The 17,742-nt window shown below is 74.2% G+C and carries 18 protein-coding genes; 3 read left to right on the top strand and 15 right to left on the bottom strand.

Going from position 1 to position 17,742, the window contains the following annotated elements:
• Positions 1 to 6: 6 nt before the first annotated feature.
• The 11 genes from hemL to hemE all read right to left on the bottom strand — a co-directional run bounded on the left by hemL (position 7) and on the right by hemE (position 10,068).
• Positions 7 to 1,365, bottom strand: a complete 1,359-nt coding sequence (gene hemL / locus QOL15_RS00470; RefSeq protein WP_071248303.1) for a glutamate-1-semialdehyde 2,1-aminomutase — start codon at positions 1,363 to 1,365, stop codon at positions 7 to 9.
• Positions 1,362 to 2,417, bottom strand: a complete 1,056-nt coding sequence (hemB, locus tag QOL15_RS00465) for a porphobilinogen synthase (protein WP_290439175.1) — start codon at positions 2,415 to 2,417, stop codon at positions 1,362 to 1,364. The genes hemL and hemB overlap by 4 nt, the downstream gene beginning before the upstream one ends.
• Positions 2,414 to 3,220, bottom strand: a complete 807-nt coding sequence (locus QOL15_RS00460) for a uroporphyrinogen-III synthase (RefSeq protein ID WP_065961521.1) — start codon at positions 3,218 to 3,220, stop codon at positions 2,414 to 2,416. The genes hemB and QOL15_RS00460 overlap by 4 nt, the downstream gene beginning before the upstream one ends.
• A 90-nt stretch (positions 3,221 to 3,310) precedes the next feature.
• The gene (hemC, locus tag QOL15_RS00455) at positions 3,311 to 4,387 is read right to left on the bottom strand and encodes a hydroxymethylbilane synthase (protein ID WP_370692424.1); all 1,077 of its coding nucleotides are present in this window, start codon (positions 4,385 to 4,387) and stop codon (positions 3,311 to 3,313) included.
• On the bottom strand, positions 4,384 to 5,622 hold the full coding sequence (locus QOL15_RS00450) for a ferrochelatase (RefSeq protein ID WP_171898742.1): 1,239 nt from the start codon (positions 5,620 to 5,622) through the stop codon (positions 4,384 to 4,386). The genes hemC and QOL15_RS00450 overlap by 4 nt, the downstream gene beginning before the upstream one ends.
• Positions 5,619 to 6,371 (bottom strand): hydrogen peroxide-dependent heme synthase, encoded by a 753-nt coding sequence (hemQ, locus tag QOL15_RS00445; RefSeq protein ID WP_083230149.1) that lies wholly within the window; start codon positions 6,369 to 6,371, stop codon positions 5,619 to 5,621. Before hemQ ends, QOL15_RS00450 begins: the two co-directional genes overlap by 4 nt.
• A gap of 70 nt (positions 6,372 to 6,441) precedes the next feature.
• The gene (locus QOL15_RS00440; RefSeq protein ID WP_065961519.1) at positions 6,442 to 6,672 is read right to left on the bottom strand and encodes a DUF3618 domain-containing protein; all 231 of its coding nucleotides are present in this window, start codon (positions 6,670 to 6,672) and stop codon (positions 6,442 to 6,444) included.
• A 106-nt stretch (positions 6,673 to 6,778) separates the two neighbouring features.
• On the bottom strand, positions 6,779 to 7,210 hold the full coding sequence (locus QOL15_RS00435; RefSeq protein WP_071248300.1) for a phage holin family protein: 432 nt from the start codon (positions 7,208 to 7,210) through the stop codon (positions 6,779 to 6,781).
• Complete coding sequence (locus QOL15_RS00430) at positions 7,207 to 7,461, bottom strand: hypothetical protein (protein ID WP_065961589.1); 255 nt, start codon at positions 7,459 to 7,461, stop codon at positions 7,207 to 7,209. Before QOL15_RS00430 ends, QOL15_RS00435 begins: the two co-directional genes overlap by 4 nt.
• Positions 7,462 to 7,558: 97 nt before the next feature.
• The gene (locus tag QOL15_RS00425) at positions 7,559 to 8,917 is read right to left on the bottom strand and encodes an NAD(P)/FAD-dependent oxidoreductase (RefSeq protein ID WP_253181610.1); all 1,359 of its coding nucleotides are present in this window, start codon (positions 8,915 to 8,917) and stop codon (positions 7,559 to 7,561) included.
• Complete coding sequence (gene hemE, locus QOL15_RS00420; RefSeq protein ID WP_217641005.1) at positions 8,914 to 10,068, bottom strand: uroporphyrinogen decarboxylase; 1,155 nt, start codon at positions 10,066 to 10,068, stop codon at positions 8,914 to 8,916. Before hemE ends, QOL15_RS00425 begins: the two co-directional genes overlap by 4 nt.
• A gap of 89 nt (positions 10,069 to 10,157) precedes the next feature.
• On the opposite strand from hemE, the gene QOL15_RS00415 reads away from it, so the two are divergent.
• Together QOL15_RS00415 and QOL15_RS00410 are read left to right on the top strand one after the other, a co-directional pair.
• On the top strand, positions 10,158 to 11,477 hold the full coding sequence (locus QOL15_RS00415; protein WP_065961585.1) for a glutamyl-tRNA reductase: 1,320 nt from the start codon (positions 10,158 to 10,160) through the stop codon (positions 11,475 to 11,477).
• 29 nt (positions 11,478 to 11,506) lie between these two features.
• A complete protein-coding gene (locus QOL15_RS00410; protein ID WP_217641004.1) occupies positions 11,507 to 11,905 on the top strand; it encodes an NUDIX domain-containing protein in 399 nt (132 codons plus the stop codon).
• 26 nt (positions 11,906 to 11,931) lie between these two features.
• On the opposite strand, the gene QOL15_RS00405 is transcribed toward QOL15_RS00410, so the two are convergent.
• A complete protein-coding gene (locus QOL15_RS00405) occupies positions 11,932 to 12,210 on the bottom strand; it encodes a hypothetical protein (protein ID WP_065961514.1) in 279 nt (92 codons plus the stop codon).
• Between the two features lie 108 nt (positions 12,211 to 12,318).
• On the opposite strand from QOL15_RS00405, the gene QOL15_RS00400 reads away from it, so the two are divergent.
• Positions 12,319 to 12,987: a DUF4232 domain-containing protein gene (locus QOL15_RS00400; RefSeq protein WP_071248295.1), complete on the top strand. Its 669-nt coding sequence runs from the start codon at positions 12,319 to 12,321 to the stop codon at positions 12,985 to 12,987.
• 104 nt (positions 12,988 to 13,091) lie between these two features.
• Here QOL15_RS00400 and QOL15_RS00395 read toward each other — a convergent pair whose 3' ends face one another.
• From QOL15_RS00395 to QOL15_RS00385, 3 genes are all read right to left on the bottom strand, one after another.
• Positions 13,092 to 14,102, bottom strand: a complete 1,011-nt coding sequence (locus QOL15_RS00395; RefSeq protein ID WP_083394048.1) for a serine hydrolase — start codon at positions 14,100 to 14,102, stop codon at positions 13,092 to 13,094.
• Complete coding sequence (locus QOL15_RS00390) at positions 14,102 to 16,066, bottom strand: M13 family metallopeptidase (protein WP_071248291.1); 1,965 nt, start codon at positions 16,064 to 16,066, stop codon at positions 14,102 to 14,104. The genes QOL15_RS00395 and QOL15_RS00390 overlap by 1 nt, the downstream gene beginning before the upstream one ends.
• Before the next feature lie 171 nt (positions 16,067 to 16,237).
• On the bottom strand, positions 16,238 to 17,716 hold the full coding sequence (locus QOL15_RS00385) for a hypothetical protein (protein WP_139197532.1): 1,479 nt from the start codon (positions 17,714 to 17,716) through the stop codon (positions 16,238 to 16,240).
• Between the last annotated feature and the right edge of the window lie 26 nt (positions 17,717 to 17,742).

Genomic DNA, 17,742 nt, shown 5'->3' with positions numbered 1-17,742 from the left:
TGCGGGCTACGCCGTCGCGGCGGCCGCGGCCTTCGCGGCGGCGGGCAGCGCGTCGAGCACGCGTCCCACGGCCGCGTCGTCGTGCGCCGCGGTGACGAACCACGCCTCGAACACGCTCGGCGGCAGGGTGACCCCGGCGTCGAGCATGGCGTGGAAGAACGGCGCGTACCGGAACGCCTCCTGCGCCCGGACGTCGTCGTAGTTCCGCGGGGCCTCGTCGAGGAACGCGAACGAGAACAGGTTCCCGGCGTGCTGCACGGTGTGGGCGACCCCCTCGGCGGACAGCGCTGCGCTGGTCGCCTCGGCGATCGTCGCCGCCGTGCGGTCGAGGCGCGCGTACACCTCGGGTGTCGCCGCACGGAGCGTCGCGGTGCCGGCGGCGACGGCGAGCGGGTTCCCGGACAGCGTGCCCGCCTGGTACACCGGCCCGAGCGGGGCGAGGAAGTCCATCACCTCGCGGCGACCGCCGAGCGCGGCGAGGGGCATGCCGCCGCCGATCACCTTGCCGAACGTGACGAGGTCGGGCTTCCACCCGGTGCCCTCGGGGACGGTGCCGGCGGCCTCGAGCCCCCACCACCCGGCCGGGCCGACGCGGAAGCCGGTGAGGACCTCGTCGACGATGAGCAGCGCACCCTGCGCACGCGTGATCTCCGCGAGCGCACGGTTGAAGCCGGGCTCCGGCGCGAGCACGCCCATGTTCGCGGCGGCCGACTCGACGATCACCGCGGCGATGCGCTCCGCGTGCTCGTCGAACGCGGCACGGACGGCGTCGAGGTCGTTGTACGGCAGCACGAGGGTCTGCGCCGCGGTCTCGGCGGTGATGCCGGCACTGCCCGGGAGGGCGAGCGTCGCGACGCCCGAGCCGGCCTCGGCCAGCAGGGAGTCGGAGTGGCCGTGGTAGTGCCCGGCGAACTTCACGAGCAGGTCGCGACCGGTGTACCCGCGGGCCAGCCGGATCGCGGTCATCGTCGCCTCGGTTCCGGTCGACACCATGCGGAGCTTCTCGATCGGCCCGTCGCCGTCGACCTGCACGCGCTCCCGCACGAGCTCGGCGAGCTCGGTCTCGCCCGGGGTGGACGCCCCGAACGACAGACCACGGGCGGCGGCCTGCTGCACGGCCTCGACCGTGCCCGGGTGCGCGTGCCCGAGGATCGCGGGGCCCCACGAGGCGACGAGGTCGACGTACTCGCGCCCCTCGGCGTCGGTCACGTACGCGCCCTTCGCGGCGGTGAGGAACCGCGGGGTCCCGCCGACCGAGCCGTAGGCGCGGACCGGGGAGTTCACGCCCCCGGGGATGCTCGCCTTCGCGCGACCGAACAGCTCGTCGTTCGTCGTGGCGGTGCTGGTGCTGGTGCTGGTGGTCATTCGGGGGCCTTCCCGGTCGAGGCGACGCCGGACACCGCCGCGGTGCTGCCGGACGTGCGCAGGCCGGCCTCCTGGTTGAGCTTCCGCGCGATGTCCACCGCGAAGTAGGTGAGGATCGCGTCCGCACCGGCACGCTTGATGCCGACGAGGGCCTCCATCGCCGCGGCGTCGCGGTCGATCCAGCCGTTCTGCGCCGCCGCGGTGATCATCGCGTACTCGCCCGAGATCTGGTACGCCCACACGGGGACCTCGGAGACGTCGGCGGTGCGGGCGAGCACGTCGAGGTAGCTCATCGCGGGCTTCACCATGACGATGTCGGCGCCCTCCTCGATGTCGAGCAGGACCTCGCGGAGACCCTGCCGTCCGTCGGCGGCGTCGATCTGGTACGTGCGGCGGTCGCCCTGCAGCGTGGACGCGACGGCCTCGCGGAAGGGGCCGTAGAACGCCGACGCGTACTTGGCGGAGTACGCGAGCAGTGCGGTGCCGCTGTGCCCGGCGGTGTCGAGGGCGTCGCGGGCGGCGGCGATCTGACCGTCCATCATGCCGCTCATGCAGACGAGCTCGGCGCCGGCCTCGGCCTGGGCGACGGCCATGTCCCGGTAGCGCAGGAGCGTGCCGTCGTTGTCGACCGAGCCGTCGGCCGCCAGGACACCGCAGTGGCCGTGGTCGGTGAACTCGTCGAGGCACAGGTCGGACTGCACGACGAGGGCGTCGCCGACCTCTTCCTTCGCGATCCGGATCGCGACGTTGAGGATGCCGTCCGGGTCGGTCGCGCCGGAGCCCACTGCGTCCTTCGCGGTGGGCACGCCGAACAGGTTCACGCCACCGACGCCCTGCTCCGCGGCCTCGGTGAGCGCTCGGCGGAACGAGTCGAGGGAGTGCTGCTGCACGCCCGGCATGCTCGAGATGTCGATCGCGTCGGTCGCCCCCTCGCGGATGAACATCGGCAGCACGAGCTCCGCGGGGTGGAGCCGCGTCTCGGCGACCAGCCGCCGCATGGCGGGGGTGGCGCGGAGCCGACGGGGGCGGACCTGGGGGAAGCGTCCGGTCACGATGACCTTCCTGTTCTGGGGTTCGGGTGGAGGGTCTCGACGACGGCGTCGAGGAGGGCTTCGGCGGACCGGCTGCGGGCGACGACGTGCACGGGCAGTCCGGCGGCACGCGCGGCGTCGGCGGTGGACGGTCCGATGCACGCGATGCGCGTGCGCGGGTCGAGGGGGGTCATCCGGCGGACGACCTGGTCGGCGACGCTCCCGCTCGTCACGAGCACGGCGTCCGGTGGTGGGGTGAGGACGAGCGGGTCGTCCCCCGTCCCCACGGTACGGTACGCGACCACCTCCGACACGGCGAGGCCGCGGGCGCGCAGGCCGTCGACGAGCGTCGGCGCGGCGATCTCCGACCGGGGGGTCAGGACGGGTCCGGCGTCGGCGGGGAACGCGGCGACGAGGCCGGCCGCGGACTCGTCCTCGGGCACCAGGTCGACGGGCCAGCCCGCCGCGCGGGCGGCCCGTGCGGTCGCCGCGCCGACGCAGGCCACGCGGACCCCGGCCGGGAGGCGCGGCACGCGTCCGGCGACCACGCGCACGGCCGTCGCGCTGGTCACCACGAGCCAGGGGGCACCGGTGGCGACCCTGTCGGGTCCGCTGCGGTCCGTGGGTGGCGCGTCGCGCCTCCCGGCCGGGTCGTCGCGCGGTCCGTCAGCGCGCTGTCCGCTGGCCTCGCCAGCGGGCGCGGCCGGTACTGCCCCGAGGCGGGCGAGCGCCGCGTCGAGCGCTGCCGGGTCGGCGGGCGGTGCGTCGGTGATGAGCGGGACGACGACCGGCTCGAGTCCGCGGGACCGGGCGGCCTGAGCCACCGACTCGCCCCACGCACCGCCGCGCGGGACGAGGACGACCGGTGGCCGTGCCTCGTCCGCGACGCGAGCGGTGTCGTCCGTGGTGCTCCCCTACTCGGCGGGTGTCGCCAGGCCGGGGCCCGCCGAGTGCTCGCCGTCGGCGGGGGCGTCGGACACCGTGGATGCCAGGTCCGCGAGCTCGGCGGCGCCGTTCTCGAGCAGCTCGGCCGCCACGCGTCCGGCGACGGCGAGGGCCTCGTCGAGGCGGTCCTGCGCGGAGCCGTCGAGGTGCGCGGCGTGCGACGCGGTGCGGTACTCGGCGCCGTCGGGGCGGTAGACCGTCGCGGAGACGAGCAGGAGCTCGGCGTCCACGACCGCGGTCGCACCGATCGGAGCGGAGCAGCCCGCCTCGAGCTTGGCGAGGACCTCGCGCTCGGCCGTCACCGTGAGGCGCGTCGGGGCGTGGTCGAGCTTCCGGAGCGCCGCGAGGAGCCCCTTGTCGGTCTCGTCGCTGCGGATCTCGACCGCGAGCGCGCCCTGACCGGGGGCGCTCGGCCAGAAGCCCAGGTCGAGCAGCTCGGTCGCGGCGTCGAGCCGGTCGATCCGGCCGAGACCGGCGGCGGCGAGCACGACCGCGTCGAGGTCGTCGTCCACCCGACCGAGCCGGGTGTCGATGTTGCCGCGGATGTCGACGACGTCGAGGTCGGGACGCTTCGCCCTGAGCTGCGCGACCCGACGCGGGGACCCGGTGCCGACCTTCGCGCCCTCGGGGAGCGTGTCGATCGTCCCGGCGTTCCGCGCGACGAGGACGTCACGGGCGTCGGCGCGCTTCGGCACCGACGCGATCGTCAGCCCGTCGTACGGCGCGGTCGGGAGGTCCTTGAGCGAGTGCACGAGCACGTCGACCTCGCCCGCGACGAGCGCCTCGCGCAGGGCACTGGCGAACACGCCCGTCCCGCCGAGGCTCGCGAGCGACGCACGGTTCACGTCGCCCTCGCTCGTCACGGTCACGAGCTCGACCGGACGGCCGGCCGCCTTCGCCAGGCGGTCGGCGACGTCCTGCGACTGCGCGACCGCGAGCCGGCTGGCACGGGTGCCGAGCCGGATCGGCACCGGGCCGTCGGTCGGCGCTGCCGCCGACGCCGGGCCGTCGGCGGGCTCGGGCGCTGTGCGGTCCGGGTCCGTCACGGGGCGACGCCGGCCGCGGCGGGCTTGAACCCGGCGCGGACGTTCTCGCAGCAGCCCGGACGGCACACGTCGTACCAGGGGCCGATGTCGGTCAGGTGCGGGCGCTCGCTCTTCGGCGTCCCGTTCACGCGCTCGAGCACCAGGTCGACGAGCCCCGACACGTACGCCGGGTCGACGCCGGGCGTCTGGGTGCGGAGCGACCAGAAGCCGAGCTCGCCGGCGGTCTCGGTGGCTTCCTCGTCGAGGTCCCACATGACCTCCATGTGGTCGCTCACGAAGCCGAGCGGGACGATGAGCACGGCGCGGGTCGGGCCGCCCTTGAGCTCCTCGTTCATGTAGTCGTTGATGTCCGGCTCGAGCCACGGCTGCGTCGGGGGGCCCGAACGCGACTGGTAGACGAGCTTCCAGCCGGGCTTGGACGTGCCGCGCAGGTGGGCGTGCTCGGGCTGCTCGAGCAGCTCGTTCCACGCCTGCTCGAGGACGACCTCGCCCACCGCGAGGTGCTGCGCCTCGTACGCGCCGTGCTCGTCGAAGCCGCGGTGGTCCGGGCCGGACTTCGCGGCGTCGGTCGACGGGATCGAGTGCGTCGAGAACAGGATGCGGAGCTCGGTCGCGACGTCGAGCCCCTCGTTCTCGGCGATCGCGCGGGCCATGCCGTCGCGCACGCCGTCGACGAACGGACGGACGAAGCCCGGGTGGTCGAAGAACTGCCGGACCTTGTCGACCTGGATCGTGTCGATCAGGCCGGTCTCGGTGAGCACCCGTGCGTAGTCCTCGCGGTACTGGCGGCAGCTCGAGAACGACGAGTACGCGCTCGTGGCGATCGCGACGAGCTTCGTGTACCCCTTGTCGGCGGCCTCGGTGAAGGCCTCCTCGAGGTAGGGCGCCCAGTTGCGGTTGCCCCACAGCACCGGCATGTCGATGCCGCGCTTCGCCAGCTCGGCCTCGAGCGCCGCCTTCAGCGCACGGTTCTGCGCGTTGATCGGGCTGACGCCGCCGAAGTGGCGGTAGTGGTGCGCGACCTCCTCCAGCCGCTCGTCCGGGATGCCCCGGCCGCGGGTGACGTTGCGCAGGAACGGGATGACGTCGTCCTGGCCCTCCGGTCCGCCGAAGCCGGCGAGCAGGATGGCGTCGTACGCGGTCGGGACCTCGACGTGCTCGGGTCCGTCGGCCGCGGCGGGCGTCGCGGCGAGGACCGTGCCCCGCCCGTTCGAGATCTGGCTGGTGTCGGTCACGACAGCACCTCCGGCAGTTCGGCGGTCGTCACGCGACGACCGGTGAAGAAGGGGACCTCCTCGCGCACGTGCAGGCGCGCCTCGGTGTAGCGCAGGTCGCGCATGAGGTCGACGAGGTCGACGAGTTCGGGGCTCTCGAGCGGCAGGATCCACTCGTAGTCGCTCAGGGCGAAGGTCGCGATGGTGTTCGTCAGCACGCGGCGGTACTTCGCGCCGGCGATGCCGTGGTCGCGGAGCATCTTCGAGCGTTCTTCCTCCGGCAGGAGGTACCACTCGAAGGACCGGACGAACGGGTACACCGTGATCCAGGCCTCGGGGTCCTTGCCGCGCAGGAAGGCGGGGGTGTGGCGCTTGTTGAACTCGGCCTCGCGGTGCATGGCCATCACGTGCCAGACCGGCTCGGCGTCCTGGAACAGCCCCGTGCGGCGGACCTCGCGCAGCACGGCCTGGATCGCCTGGGCGTCGTCGCCGTGCAGCCACACCATGACGTCGGCGTCGGCGCGGAAGCCGGAGACGTCGTAGAAGCCGCGGACGGTGACCCCGCGCTCGGCGGCACGGGCCACGACCGCGTCCAGCTCGGCCACGGCGTCGTCACCGACGCGGTGCACCGGACCGAGCGGCCGGCGGAACACCGCCCAGAGGGCGTACGCCGTGAGGAGGTTCGGGTCGATGCCCGAAGCGGGGTCGGTCTCGTGCGCGGGTTCGTGCGACGCGGTCTCTTGCGTCGACTGGTGCACGTCGGAGCTCATGGTTCCTCGTCCTGTCGGTTGCCTGGGTCGTGGCTGGGCTGCCGCGGACGGAGGACCACCGATGGGCGGTCTACCGCCGTCGGAGCACCACTGCGACGATACTCCCGACCACCGCCACCCCGGCTGCGAGCCCGGCCAGGTAGGGCACCGGCTTCTCGTCGATGCCCTGCTTGACCTTCGACGCGGCGATGCCGAGCTGCTTCGGGACGTTGAGCTTGTCCTCGATGGCGTCGAGCGTCTCGAAGAGCTGGGTTCGCGTCGCGGCGACGCGGTGCTCCAGGTCGTCGTGGTGGTCGGTCACGGTTCCTCCGTCGGTGGTGCTGGTCGGGGTGCTCGGGACCGCGTGCGGTCGACGGCGTCGGAGACCGCGGTCGCGGTCGGCGGGCGGGAGCGCCTGCGGTCCGCGGTCAGGACCGCTTGCGGTCGGCGGCCGCGGGCTTGTTGCCGAGGCCCTTCACCGCGTTGACGTCGTCCTTCACGCTGTCGATCGTGCGCTTCGGCGTCAGGGGCAGCGCCTTCTGGAACCGCTTCCAGCCGACGAAGCCGAGGATCCCGGCGACGATCAGCATCACGACGGCGAGCAGCAGCGCCGCCAGCCACGCGGGCATCACGGTCGCCAGACCCATCACGGCGGCGGTCAGGAGCACGCCGATCGCGTACAGGACGATGACGAGTGCGCCGATGAGCAGACCCGCTGCGAGCCCGATGATCTTCGCCTTGCCGATGAGCTCGGCCTTGAGCAGGTCGATCTCGCCCTTGACGAGGTTCTTGACCAGCTTCGGGACGTCCCCCACCAGACCGAACAGCGAGCGCGACCGGCGGTCGCGGGTGTCGGTCATGAGGTCTTGCTGTCCTTCTTCTGGGCGACCTTGCGGACGACCTTCTTGGTCTGCTCGCCGACGAACTCGGCGACGTCCGGGGTCTTGTCCTGGATGAAGTCCTCGGCGACGTGCACGCCCTTCTGGACTCCGTCGCTGTTCCAGACCTTGCCGCTGACGGTCTTGATCTGCTCGTACCGCGCCCGTCCGGCTCGCGATCCCAGGACGTACCCGAGTGCGGCGCCGGCGACGAAAAGGAGCTTGCCTCGCATGTGCGGTTCCTCCGAGGTTTCGGTGTGCGGTGTCATGCGCCGATCGGAATACGTCCGGCGTCCCACCACAGTAGCCCTCGGCCGGTCTCCGGTCCGCTCAGGAATCCAGGAGGCGCGCAGCCGACGCCCGGGCCGCCTGCACGATGCCCGCGAGCCCGCGGCCGGAGGTCGTCTCGCCGATGCCGACGACCCCCTCGGCGAGGCCCGCCGCGGTGAGGTCCGGTCCGTACCAGCGGACGCGCGCTGCGCCGAGCACGCGGTCCGGCGTGACGGGCACGCCGAGCAGGGCGGTGGCGTCGCGGGTGGCGCGGGTGCCGGTCGCGTCCGTGGGGTCGACCGGGAGGCTCGTCCCCGGCTCGGGCGCGCCGGTCCCGCCCGCCGTCTCCTCGCCACGGGCACCGGGTGCGGTCTCCGGAGCGGTCGCGTAGCTGAGTCGGAGCACGTGGCGCCCGGCGGCGGCCTCGGCCAGCCACGGCCACTTCACGGTCGCGTGGGTGAGGGCCTTGGCGGCGACGTCGCGGGCCTCGGGGTGGACGAGCATCCCGGTGCCGCGCGGTCCGGCGTCGAGCTCGGGCTGGTCGACCACGAGCGTGACGAGTTCGATCCCGGTGCGGTCCGGCGCGGCCGTGCGCGCGGGGTCGGCGGTCGAGGACAGCACGTGCTGCGCGGGGAGGCGCTCGCGGGTGCCGTCGGGCCCGACCACCTCGACGGCGTTCCGCTCGACGGCGACCGCCCGGGTGTGCAGACGGACCTCGATGCCGTACGTCTCGGTGTCGGCCACGAGCTCGTCGACCAGGCGGACGATGCCGCCGCGGATGCCCTGCACGGCCGAGCCCGCCGTCGCCTTGGCCCGCATGGCGAGGACGGCGCGGGCGAGCGACCCCTCGCGTTGCAGGGCGGACCGGAGCCCGGGGGCGACACGGTCGGGGTCGAGCTGGTCCGGGTGCGTCGAGTAGACCCCGCCGGCCACGGGCACGACCAGGTCGTCGAGCACGCGGTCGCCCATCCGCCGGCGCACGAGCTCGCCGAGCGAGGACGCCTTCGCACCGACCGGCGAGGGCAGGAGCGCGTCCATCTGGGCACGCAGCCCCCCGCGCTGGCCGACCACGGCGAGCACGTCGGCGGCCATCGGGGTGCCGGGGATGCCGAGGAACCCGGTCTGCGGGATCGGGGCGGTCCGGCCGTCGCGGGTCATCAGCCACGCACCGCGCGGGTCCGGCGACACGACGTCGTTCCCGAGGCCGAGCTCGGTCGCGAGCCGCGCGACGGCGTCGGTCCGGGTCGCGAACGACTCCGCGCCCATGTCGAGGTCGAGCCCCGCGACGGTGTGCCGGCGGAGCATCCCGCCGAGCCGGTCCCCGGCCTCGACGAGCACCACGTGCGCGCCGCCCTTCGCGAGGTCCCTCGCGACCACGAGGCCGGCGACCCCGCCGCCGACCACCACGACGTCGGTCACGCTGCGGCCCCCTCCGTGGTGCCGAGCCCCGTGCCGTCGTCCAGCCCCGTGCCGTCACCGAGGGAGTGCAGCAACTCGACGACGCGCGTGAGCACGGTCGGGTCGGTCTCCGGGGGCACACCGTGCCCGAGGTTGACGACGTGCGCTCGTGCCGCCCCGCCGCGGCGCACGACGTCGCGCACGTGGGCCTCGAGCACCGCCCACGGTGCCGACAGCATCGCCGGGTCGATGTTGCCCTGCAGGGTGACGCCCGGGCCGACGCGGCGGACGGCGTCGTCGAGCGGGATGCGCCAGTCGACCCCGACGGCGTCCACCGCGACCGTGTCGGACGGGTCGCCGAGCGTGGTCATCTCGTGCAGGACCTCGCCGCTGCCGACGCCGAAGTGGATGCGCGGGACGCCGAGGTCGGCAACGTGCCCGAGGGCCGTCGCCGAGTGCGGGGCGACCGACGCGACGTAGTCGGCGCGCGAGAGCGACCCGACCCACGAGTCGAACAGCTGCGCGGCCGAGGCGCCGGCGGTGACCTGCGCGCGGAGGAAGGCCCCGGAGACGCCGGCGGCCCAGTCGAGCAGGCGCGCCCAGGTCTCCGGGTCGGCGTGCATGAGCGTGCGGGCGCGGATGTGGTCCTTCGACGGGCCACCCTCGACGAGGTAGGCGGCGAGGGTGAAGGGCGCGCCCGCGAAGCCGATCAGCGGGGTGTCGCCGAGCTGTTCGACGGTGCGCTGCACGGCCTCGGTGATCGGCGCGAGGGCGTCCGGCTCGAGCGGTGCGAGGGCGGCCACGTCGGCGGCCGTGCGGATCGGGGAGCCGAGCACCGGACCGCGGCCGGGGACGATCTCGACGTCGACACCCGCGAGCTTGATCGGCACGACGATGTCGCTGAAGAAGATGCCCGCGTCGACCCCGTGCCGCCGGACCGGCTGGAGCGTGATCTCGGAGGCCAGCGCCGGGTCGAGGCACGCGTCGAGCATCGCGGTGCCGACGCGCAGGTCGCGGTACTCCGGCAGCGACCGACCGGCCTGGCGCATGAACCACACCGGCAGCGTCTCCGGCCGGTCCCCGCGCAGCGCCCGGACGAGCGGCGACTGCGCGGTCCGACCGGTCACGAGCGGGTGGGTGTCGGGCAGGGCGGAGGTCGGCGCGTCGGTCACCGGACGATTCTCCCATCGGAGGCGAGGGTGTCCATGAGCACGCGGTCAGCGAACAGCCCGTGGAGCGATCGCGGGTTACGATGGAAGACGTGCTCATCTGTCTCACGGCGTCGCACCGCAACGCCAGCTTCGACCTCCTGGAGCGACTGAGCATCGGCGCACCGACCGCCGCGAGCCGTCTCGTGACGGACTCCGACGTGCTCGACGGGGCCGTCGTCCTCGCCACCTGCAACCGCTTCGAGGCCTACCTCGACATCGCGGGGGACGACCGCGACTCCGCCGTGTCGGCCACCGTCGACGCCGTCGCCACCGCCAGCGACCTCGTGCCCGCCGAGGTCGCGGGCTCCGTCCAGGTGCTCGGGGGCAAGGACCTCGTGCAGCACCTGTTCGCGGTGTCGAGCGGCCTCGAGTCGGTCGTCGTCGGCGAGACCGAGATCTCCGGCCAGGTCCGGCGCGCGCTCGAGGACGCCCGCGCGAACGGCACCACCACCTCGGAGCTCGAGCGGCTCTTCCAGGAGGCCGCGCACACGTCCCGGGGCGTCAAGACCCGCACCCGCATCGGTGCCGCCGGGCGCTCGCTCGTGCGCCTCGGCCTCGAGCTCGCCTCGTCCCGGATCACCGACTGGGCGCGCACCCGGGTGCTGCTCGTCGGCACCGGCAGCTACGCCGCCACGACCATCGCCGCCCTGCGCGACCGCGGCGCCGTGCACATCCAGGTCTTCTCGCCGTCGGGCCGCGCGCCGTGGTTCGCCGCGAAGCACGACCTCGTCGCCGCGACCGACCTGCGCCAGGCGATCGCCGCGAGCGACGTCGTCATCACGTGCACGTCCAGCGAGGTCCCGGTCGTCGAACCCGCCGACCTCGACGACGGCGTGCGCCGCATCGTCATCGACCTCGGGCTCCCCCGCAACGTCGACCCCGACGCCGCGGCCGTCGACGGCGTCGAGCTCCTCGACCTCGAGACGATCAGCATCCACGCGCCGATCGCCGAGCTGAACGCCGAGTCCGAGGCCCGCGCGATGGTCGACGACGCCGTGTCCCGCTTCCGCGCCCAAGCCCTGGAACAGTCGACCACCCCCGCGCTCGTGGCCTTCCGCAAGCACGTGTTCGACATCCTCGACGACGAGATCGAGCGGGCGAAGCGCCGGGACACCGACCCGGAGTCGCTCGAGCAGACCGAGCGCGCGCTCCGGCACCTCGTCGGCGTCCTGCTGCACCGCCCCTCGGTCCGCGCCCGAGAGCTCGGCCGCGCCGGACGCGGCGAGGAGTTCGTCGGCGCGCTCGACGCCCTCTACGGTGTGCGCCCCGAGCCCGAGGCGGGGGTGCCGTCCCCCGTCGTGCCGCTCGCGGAGCGCACCGCGCCCGAGCGGGCCGCGTCGGACCGTAACGACGAGGCGGACGCGAGCTGAGCCTCCAGGCCGGTCCGCCCACGCTGCGCGTGAGCGCGGTGCTGCTGGTCCGCGACCGACGCGTGCTCATGGTGCGCGCGCGGGCGCGCGACGTGCTCTACCTGCCCGGCGGCAAGGCGGAGCCGCACGAGAGCGACGTGCAGGCCGCGCTGCGCGAGGCCCACGAGGAGACCGGCCTGCGCCTGGAGCCGTCCGACGTCGAGCCGTTCGGCACCGTCACCGAACCCGCGCACGGGCAGGCGCCCGGCACGATGGTCGCGATGGCGCTCTTCCTGGTCCGGCCCGGAGGCGCGACCGACGCCGCCTCGCCCGTCGCCTCCGCAGAGGTCGACGAGGTGGAGTGGGTCACCTCGGCGGACGCGGACCGGTGCCCGCCGGCGGGCGTCGAGACGCTCCGCCGGCTGGTCGCCGCCGGCCTGGTGGACTGAACTCCTCGGTCCGAGGAGTCCGGCTGCTACTGGTCCTTGTCGACGTAGTGGCCGGTCTCGCCCGACGGCGTCGGCTCGGCCTCGCCGGGGATGTCCGACTCGACGTACTCGCCCGCGTCGGCGCCGCCCGCACCCTCGGGACGGTCGTCGCCGGGGATGTCGCTCGAGACGAACTCGCCGGCGGGCTCCGTCGAGGTGACGTGCTCGTCGCCCGGGATGACGCTGTCCGTGTAGGCGCCGGCGTGGGTCTCGACCCCGTCCGCCCGGCCCTCGTCGCCGCGTGCCTGCTCGTGCTTGCCTGCCATGTCCGACCTCCGTCGCTCGTGGTGCTGGCTGGTGTTCCCCGCGAGCATCCTCGGCGCGGCTGGACGCTCACCGAGACGTGTCCCCCGGGGCGGGTGTTGCGTGGGGCCATGCGTCACGGGATCGTCCAGCACACCGCCCTCGCAGCCGTGGGGCTGCTCGCCGTCGTCGGTCTGGCCGGGTGCTCGGCCGACACGACGCCGCCGGTCGGCACGGTCAGCCCGTCGAGCAGCCCCTCGGCCTCGGGTGACCCGTCGTCCGCCGTCCCCACGGCGAACGCGGGCTCCGCGGCCGCGACGCCCGCGAGCGGGGCGGGCGGGGGCCGCGCCGCCGGGGACGGTCGGTGCACGACCGCGTCGCTCGCCGGCGGGACCGCGGCGGGCAGCGGCGGGGCCGCGGGCAGCACGATCATCCACCTGACCCTGCGGAACACCGGCTCCGCGGCGTGCACCCTGCAGGGCTGGCCGGGCGTCTCCTTCGTCGGGGACGGCGACGGCGCCCAGATCGGTGCCGCCGCAGGACAGGACCGGTCCTCGGCGCACCCCACGGTCACCCTGCAGGCCGGGCAGACGGCCGTGGCGCCGCTGAAGATCGCGAACGCGCAGGACTACCCGCCGTCGGAGTGCACGCCGACCGCCGCAGACGGGTTCCGCGTGTACCCGCCCGGGTCGACGGCGTCGCTGTTCGTGCCGGCCAGCGGGTACACGGCGTGCGCGTCGGCGTCGGCGGCCCTGCTGCAGGTGCAGGGGCTCGTGCCCGAGGGGCAGGCGACCGACTGACCCGGGTGGCCCCGGCGGCCGGACGGATCGCTGCGTCACGGGGTCGCACCGGGCGGCACCGCGTGGGCGCATCGGGCCCGCGCCGCGTGGTCCCGAGGAGCGCGTCAGCGGTACGACGGGGCGTGCACGGCCTCGAGCACCTCGGTGCCCATCGTCCGCAGGGCCTCGACCACCGCGAGGCGCCGCTGCAGCGAGGCGTCGTCGAACGTGACCGCGACGGCGTAGCTCACCGACGACCCCGGCCCGCGGAGGATGCCCGCCTCCGCCCGGACACCGGTCGACGAACCGGTCACCACGACCGCCTGCAGCCCGTGGTCGAGCGCGCGGTGCGCCAGCGGGTCGAGTCCGAAGGAGCCCGCGACGAGTGACAGGTCGCTCGCGAGGGACAGCCACCCGAGCACCCGGTTCGAGACCGCCTCGTCGACGACCTCGCCGAGCGCCAGCCCCCGCATCAGCCAGCTCAGCTCACCGGTCGGGGCCACCGAGGCGTCCGGGGCGTCGTCCGGTCCGCGGCGGTCGCGGACCCGGTCGATCAGGGCGGTCCGCTCGATGCCCAGCGCCTCGGCACGACGACGGACGGCGTCGATGCCGACGGTGGACAGCAGCGCGTTCATCGCCCACGAGTCCGCCGTCGCGCCGACGAGGGTCGCCAGGTCCGGGACCTGCATCGTCGGCTCCTGCAGGAACTGCCACAGACCGGCGCCGGTCGCGGTGTCCCTGGCCATGCGCTGCAACCGGTCGCCGTGCAGGCGGCCGTCCTCGAGCTGCGCCGCGGTCTCGATGAGCAGCAGCACGCGGCCCAGGCTCGCCGCCGGCAGCACGAGCGTGTCGTCGACCGCCAGCAGCGCGCGGCCCGTCGAGGTGTCGATCACGGAGGCGCTGACGGACGCCCCCTCACGTGCGATCGTGCCCAGCGCCTCCAGGGTGGCCCCGAAGCGCTCGTCCACGCCGCCGCGGTGCCGTCCGCCGCGCGCACGCGCGCCGTCCGCGTCGCCGAGCTGGTGTCGGCGACGCGGACGGCGTGGTGCGACCGGGCCCGGGGCGGCCGAGGGGTCGGACCGGTGTCCGGGCTCGTCGGCGTGCTCGGGGGCGGGCGGCCCGTCGGGCTCGGTCATCACCAGATGGCGACGCGCTCGGCGGGGTCGAGGTACATCGCGTCCTGCTCCGTGACGCCGAAGGCCTCGTAGAAGCCGTCGATGTTGCGGACGACCTGGTTGCAACGGAACTCCGTCGGCGAGTGCGGGTCGATCGAGAGCAGGCGCGCGGCCTCCTCCGGACGGATCGCCATGCGCCAGGCCTGCGCCCAGCTGAGGAAGAAGCGCTCGGCACCGCTCAGGCCGTCGACGACCGGCGGCTCCTGGCCGTCGAGCGAGAGCAGGTACGCCTTCCACGCGATCGACAGGCCGCCGAGGTCGCCGATGTTCTCGCCGATCGTCAGGGCACCGTTGACGTGACCGTCGGGCACCTCGGTCGGGACGAGGGCGTCGTACTGCGCGATCAGGGCCTTCGTGCGCTCCTCGAACGCGGCGCGGTCGGCCTCGGTCCACCAGTTCTCGAGCCGGCCGTCGCCGTCGTACTGCGAGCCCTGGTCGTCGAAGCCGTGGCCGATCTCGTGCCCGATGACCGCACCGATGGCCCCGTAGTTCGCGGCGGCGTCGCGGTCGGCGTCGAAGAACGGGAACTGCAGGATCGCCGCGGGGAACACGATCTCGTTGAAGCCCGGGTTGTAGTACGCGTTGATCGTCTGCGGCGTCATGAACCACTCGTCGCGGTCGATCGGCTTGCCGATCTTGCCGAGCTCGCGGTCCACCTGGAACGACGCGACCGCCCGGACGTTGCCGAGCAGGTCCTCCGGGTCGACGGTCAGGGCGGAGTAGTCGCGCCACCGCACGGGGTACCCGATCTTCGGCGTGAACTTGTCGAGCTTGTCGAGCGCACGGGCACGGGTCTCGTCGGTCATCCAGTCGAGGGCCGTGATGCTCTGGCGGTAGGCCTCGACGAGGTTGGCGACGAGGTCGTCCATCTTCGCCTTCGAGGTCTCGTCGAAGTGCTCCTGCACGTAGATCCGACCGACGGCCTCGCCCATCGCGCCCTCGACGAGCGAGACGCCGCGCTTCCACCGCTCGCGCTGCTTCGGGGCGCCGGTGAGGGCCGTCCCGTAGAACGAGAAGTTCGTCGCCGAGAGGGCGGTCGTCAGGTAGGCCGCGGAACCGCGGATCACCTGCCAGCGCAGCCAGTTCTTCCAGGCCGACACCGGCTGCGAGCGCAGGAGCTCGGCGAGGCCGGTCACGAAGGACGGCTCGCGGACCACGACGGTCTCGAACGCGCCGGCCGGGGCGCCGATCGCCTCCCACCAGAGGTGCAGGTCGGCGCCCTCGGCGAGCACCGCGACGTCGTGCCACGGCAGCTTGTTGTAGGTCTTCTGGCTGTCCCGGGTCGCGACGTTGTCCCAGTGCACCGCGGCGAGCGCCTTCTCGAGCGCGATCACGTCGTCGGTGCGGTCCGCGCCGTCGGCGAACCCGGCGAGCGGGAACATCGCGGCGACGAACTCCCGGTACTTCGCGCGGATGTCGGCGAAGCGCTCCTCGCGGTAGTAGGACTCGTCGGGCAGGCCGAGGCCGGACTGCTCGAGGAAGACGACGTACGACTCGGGGTCGCCCGGGTCGTTGTCGACGAAGAGCTGCACGAAGCCGGGCAGCCCGAGCCGCTCGAAGCGACCCACCAGGCGGATGACGTCGTCGGGCGTCTCGACCGCGTCGACCTCGCCGAGCAGCGGGTCGATCGGGCCGGTGCCGAGCTCCTCGAGGCGGTGCTCGTCCATGAAGGACGTGTAGAGGTCGCCGACCTTGCGCTCCTCGGTGCCCGGGGCGGCCTGCTGCGAGCGCTCGACGATCGCGCGGACGGCTTCCTCGGCGGCCTCGGCGAGGACCGTGAACGAGCCGTACCGGGCCTTGTCGTCGGGGATCGGTGTCGCGGCGATCCACGAGCCGTTGACGTGGCGGTAGAGGTCGTCCTGCGGGCGGACCGCGGTGTCGAGTTCGTCGGTGTGGATCCCGGAGCTACGTGCGACGTCGGTCATGCGTTCCACGATAGTCACGGTGCGTCCACGGGTGCGGAGCGAGCCGTGCTCGCGCGGGGTCGCGGGGTCGGCGGCGGGGTGGGTGTCGCTCGCCGGGGGCCGTGGCCGCGCGAGGTCGCGGAGTCGGCGGCGGGGTGGGCGTCGGTCGCCGGGGCCGGCCGCCAGCCGGGGTCAGCGTCGCCCCGGCCGGCGTCGGCGGGCGCGGGCGACCACGAGTCCGCCGGTCCCGAGCGCGAGGAGCGCTGCGGCCAGGGCGGTGGGCACGCCGGGCTCCGCTCCGGTCCACGCGAGGGCGTCGAGCGGACGCCCGCCGTGCCGGAGCTGCTCCGTCGCGCCGTGCACCTTCCCAGGGGTCGGGCCACCGGGCACCACCGCGCCGGGGTCGGGCGACGGCCGGCCGGGGACGCGCGGCAGGACCAGCCGCAGAGAACCCTGCTCGACGTCGTCCACACGCTGCTGCACGACGACGGCTTCGGCGGGCAGGGCGGACCGGGGCACCACGAGCTCCCACGCGCGACCGATCCGCGCCGAGTACGGCGTCCCGTCCGGGTCGGTGAGCGTGCGGCCGTCGTCGTCGAGCAGCGCAACCGTGCCCCCGGTCTGCCCCGTCCCGGCGATCCGCACCGAGCCGTCCGCCGACGTGGCCGCCTCGGCCGTGACCGGTGCGACGACGGTCACCTCCCGGGTCGTCGAACCGACGGGTCGGTCGTCCTCGAGCGCGGTCACCGTGACGGGCAGGGTCCCGGCGCGGTCGCCGAGCGGGAACGCCACGCGCCAGGACGGGTCGTCGCCCGTCGTCACGCGGAGCGGACGTCCGTCGGCGTCGGTCACGGGCCCGTCCTGGTCCCGGAACGCGAGCGTCGTGTCGACCGGGGCACGTCCGCTCAGGAGCACGGTGCCGGTCTGCCGCGAGGCCGTGGCAGTGGTGACCTCCGGCGTCGCGTCGATCGTCTGCTCGCCGAACCACGAGCCGTTGTGCTCGCCGTCGTAGTACTGCGCCCCGGTGAACAGGTGCGACCCCGCGGCCAACCCGGTGAAGTCGAACGCGACGACGCCGTCGGCTCCCGCCGTGGCCCTGCCCGCGGGCTCGCCGTCGCGCGTGAACTCCCACCGCGCGCCGGGCTTCGCGGGCTTGATCTCGACGTGGGTGGTGCGACGGAACCGGTCGGTGTCGAGCTTGCCGACGGGCTGCAGGTTCGTGTTGTCGATCGTGACCGGGACCTCGATGCGCTGGCCGGTCACCTGCGAGGTCGCGACGAGCACGGTCCCGGCGCGGGGGACGTGCACGGTCGCACGCCAGGTACCGGAGGCGTCGGCTTCGGTCCAGGTGGGCTCGACCCCCTCGCCCGTGATCGCCACGCTGCCCCCGACGGGCCCCGTGCCGACCATCCGCACGCGCTGCAGGCCGTGGTTGATCGACTCGACGCCGGCTGTGAACCCCGCGGTGGGCACAGCCCCGGCGGTGGGCACAGCCCCGACGGTGGCCCGGGCTGCGACTTCCGCCGAGCCGTGCGACCGCGGCGCGGCGGACGCCGACTCGACGACCGCGGCCGGGGCGACGACGGCTGCCGACACGACCAGGGCGGTGACGGCGGTGCGGCGCAGCCGTGCGACGGGGACTCGGGGATGGGTGGGGCGACGAGGGGGCATGGTGACTCCTGACTGGTACGTGGCAC

It is taken from the genome of Curtobacterium sp. MCBA15_012 (assembly GCF_001864935.2).
Lineage (GTDB): Bacteria > Actinomycetota > Actinomycetes > Actinomycetales > Microbacteriaceae > Curtobacterium.
The sequence above is the reverse complement of the archived record's forward strand: the minus strand, read 5'-3'. Positions and strand labels throughout refer to the sequence as shown.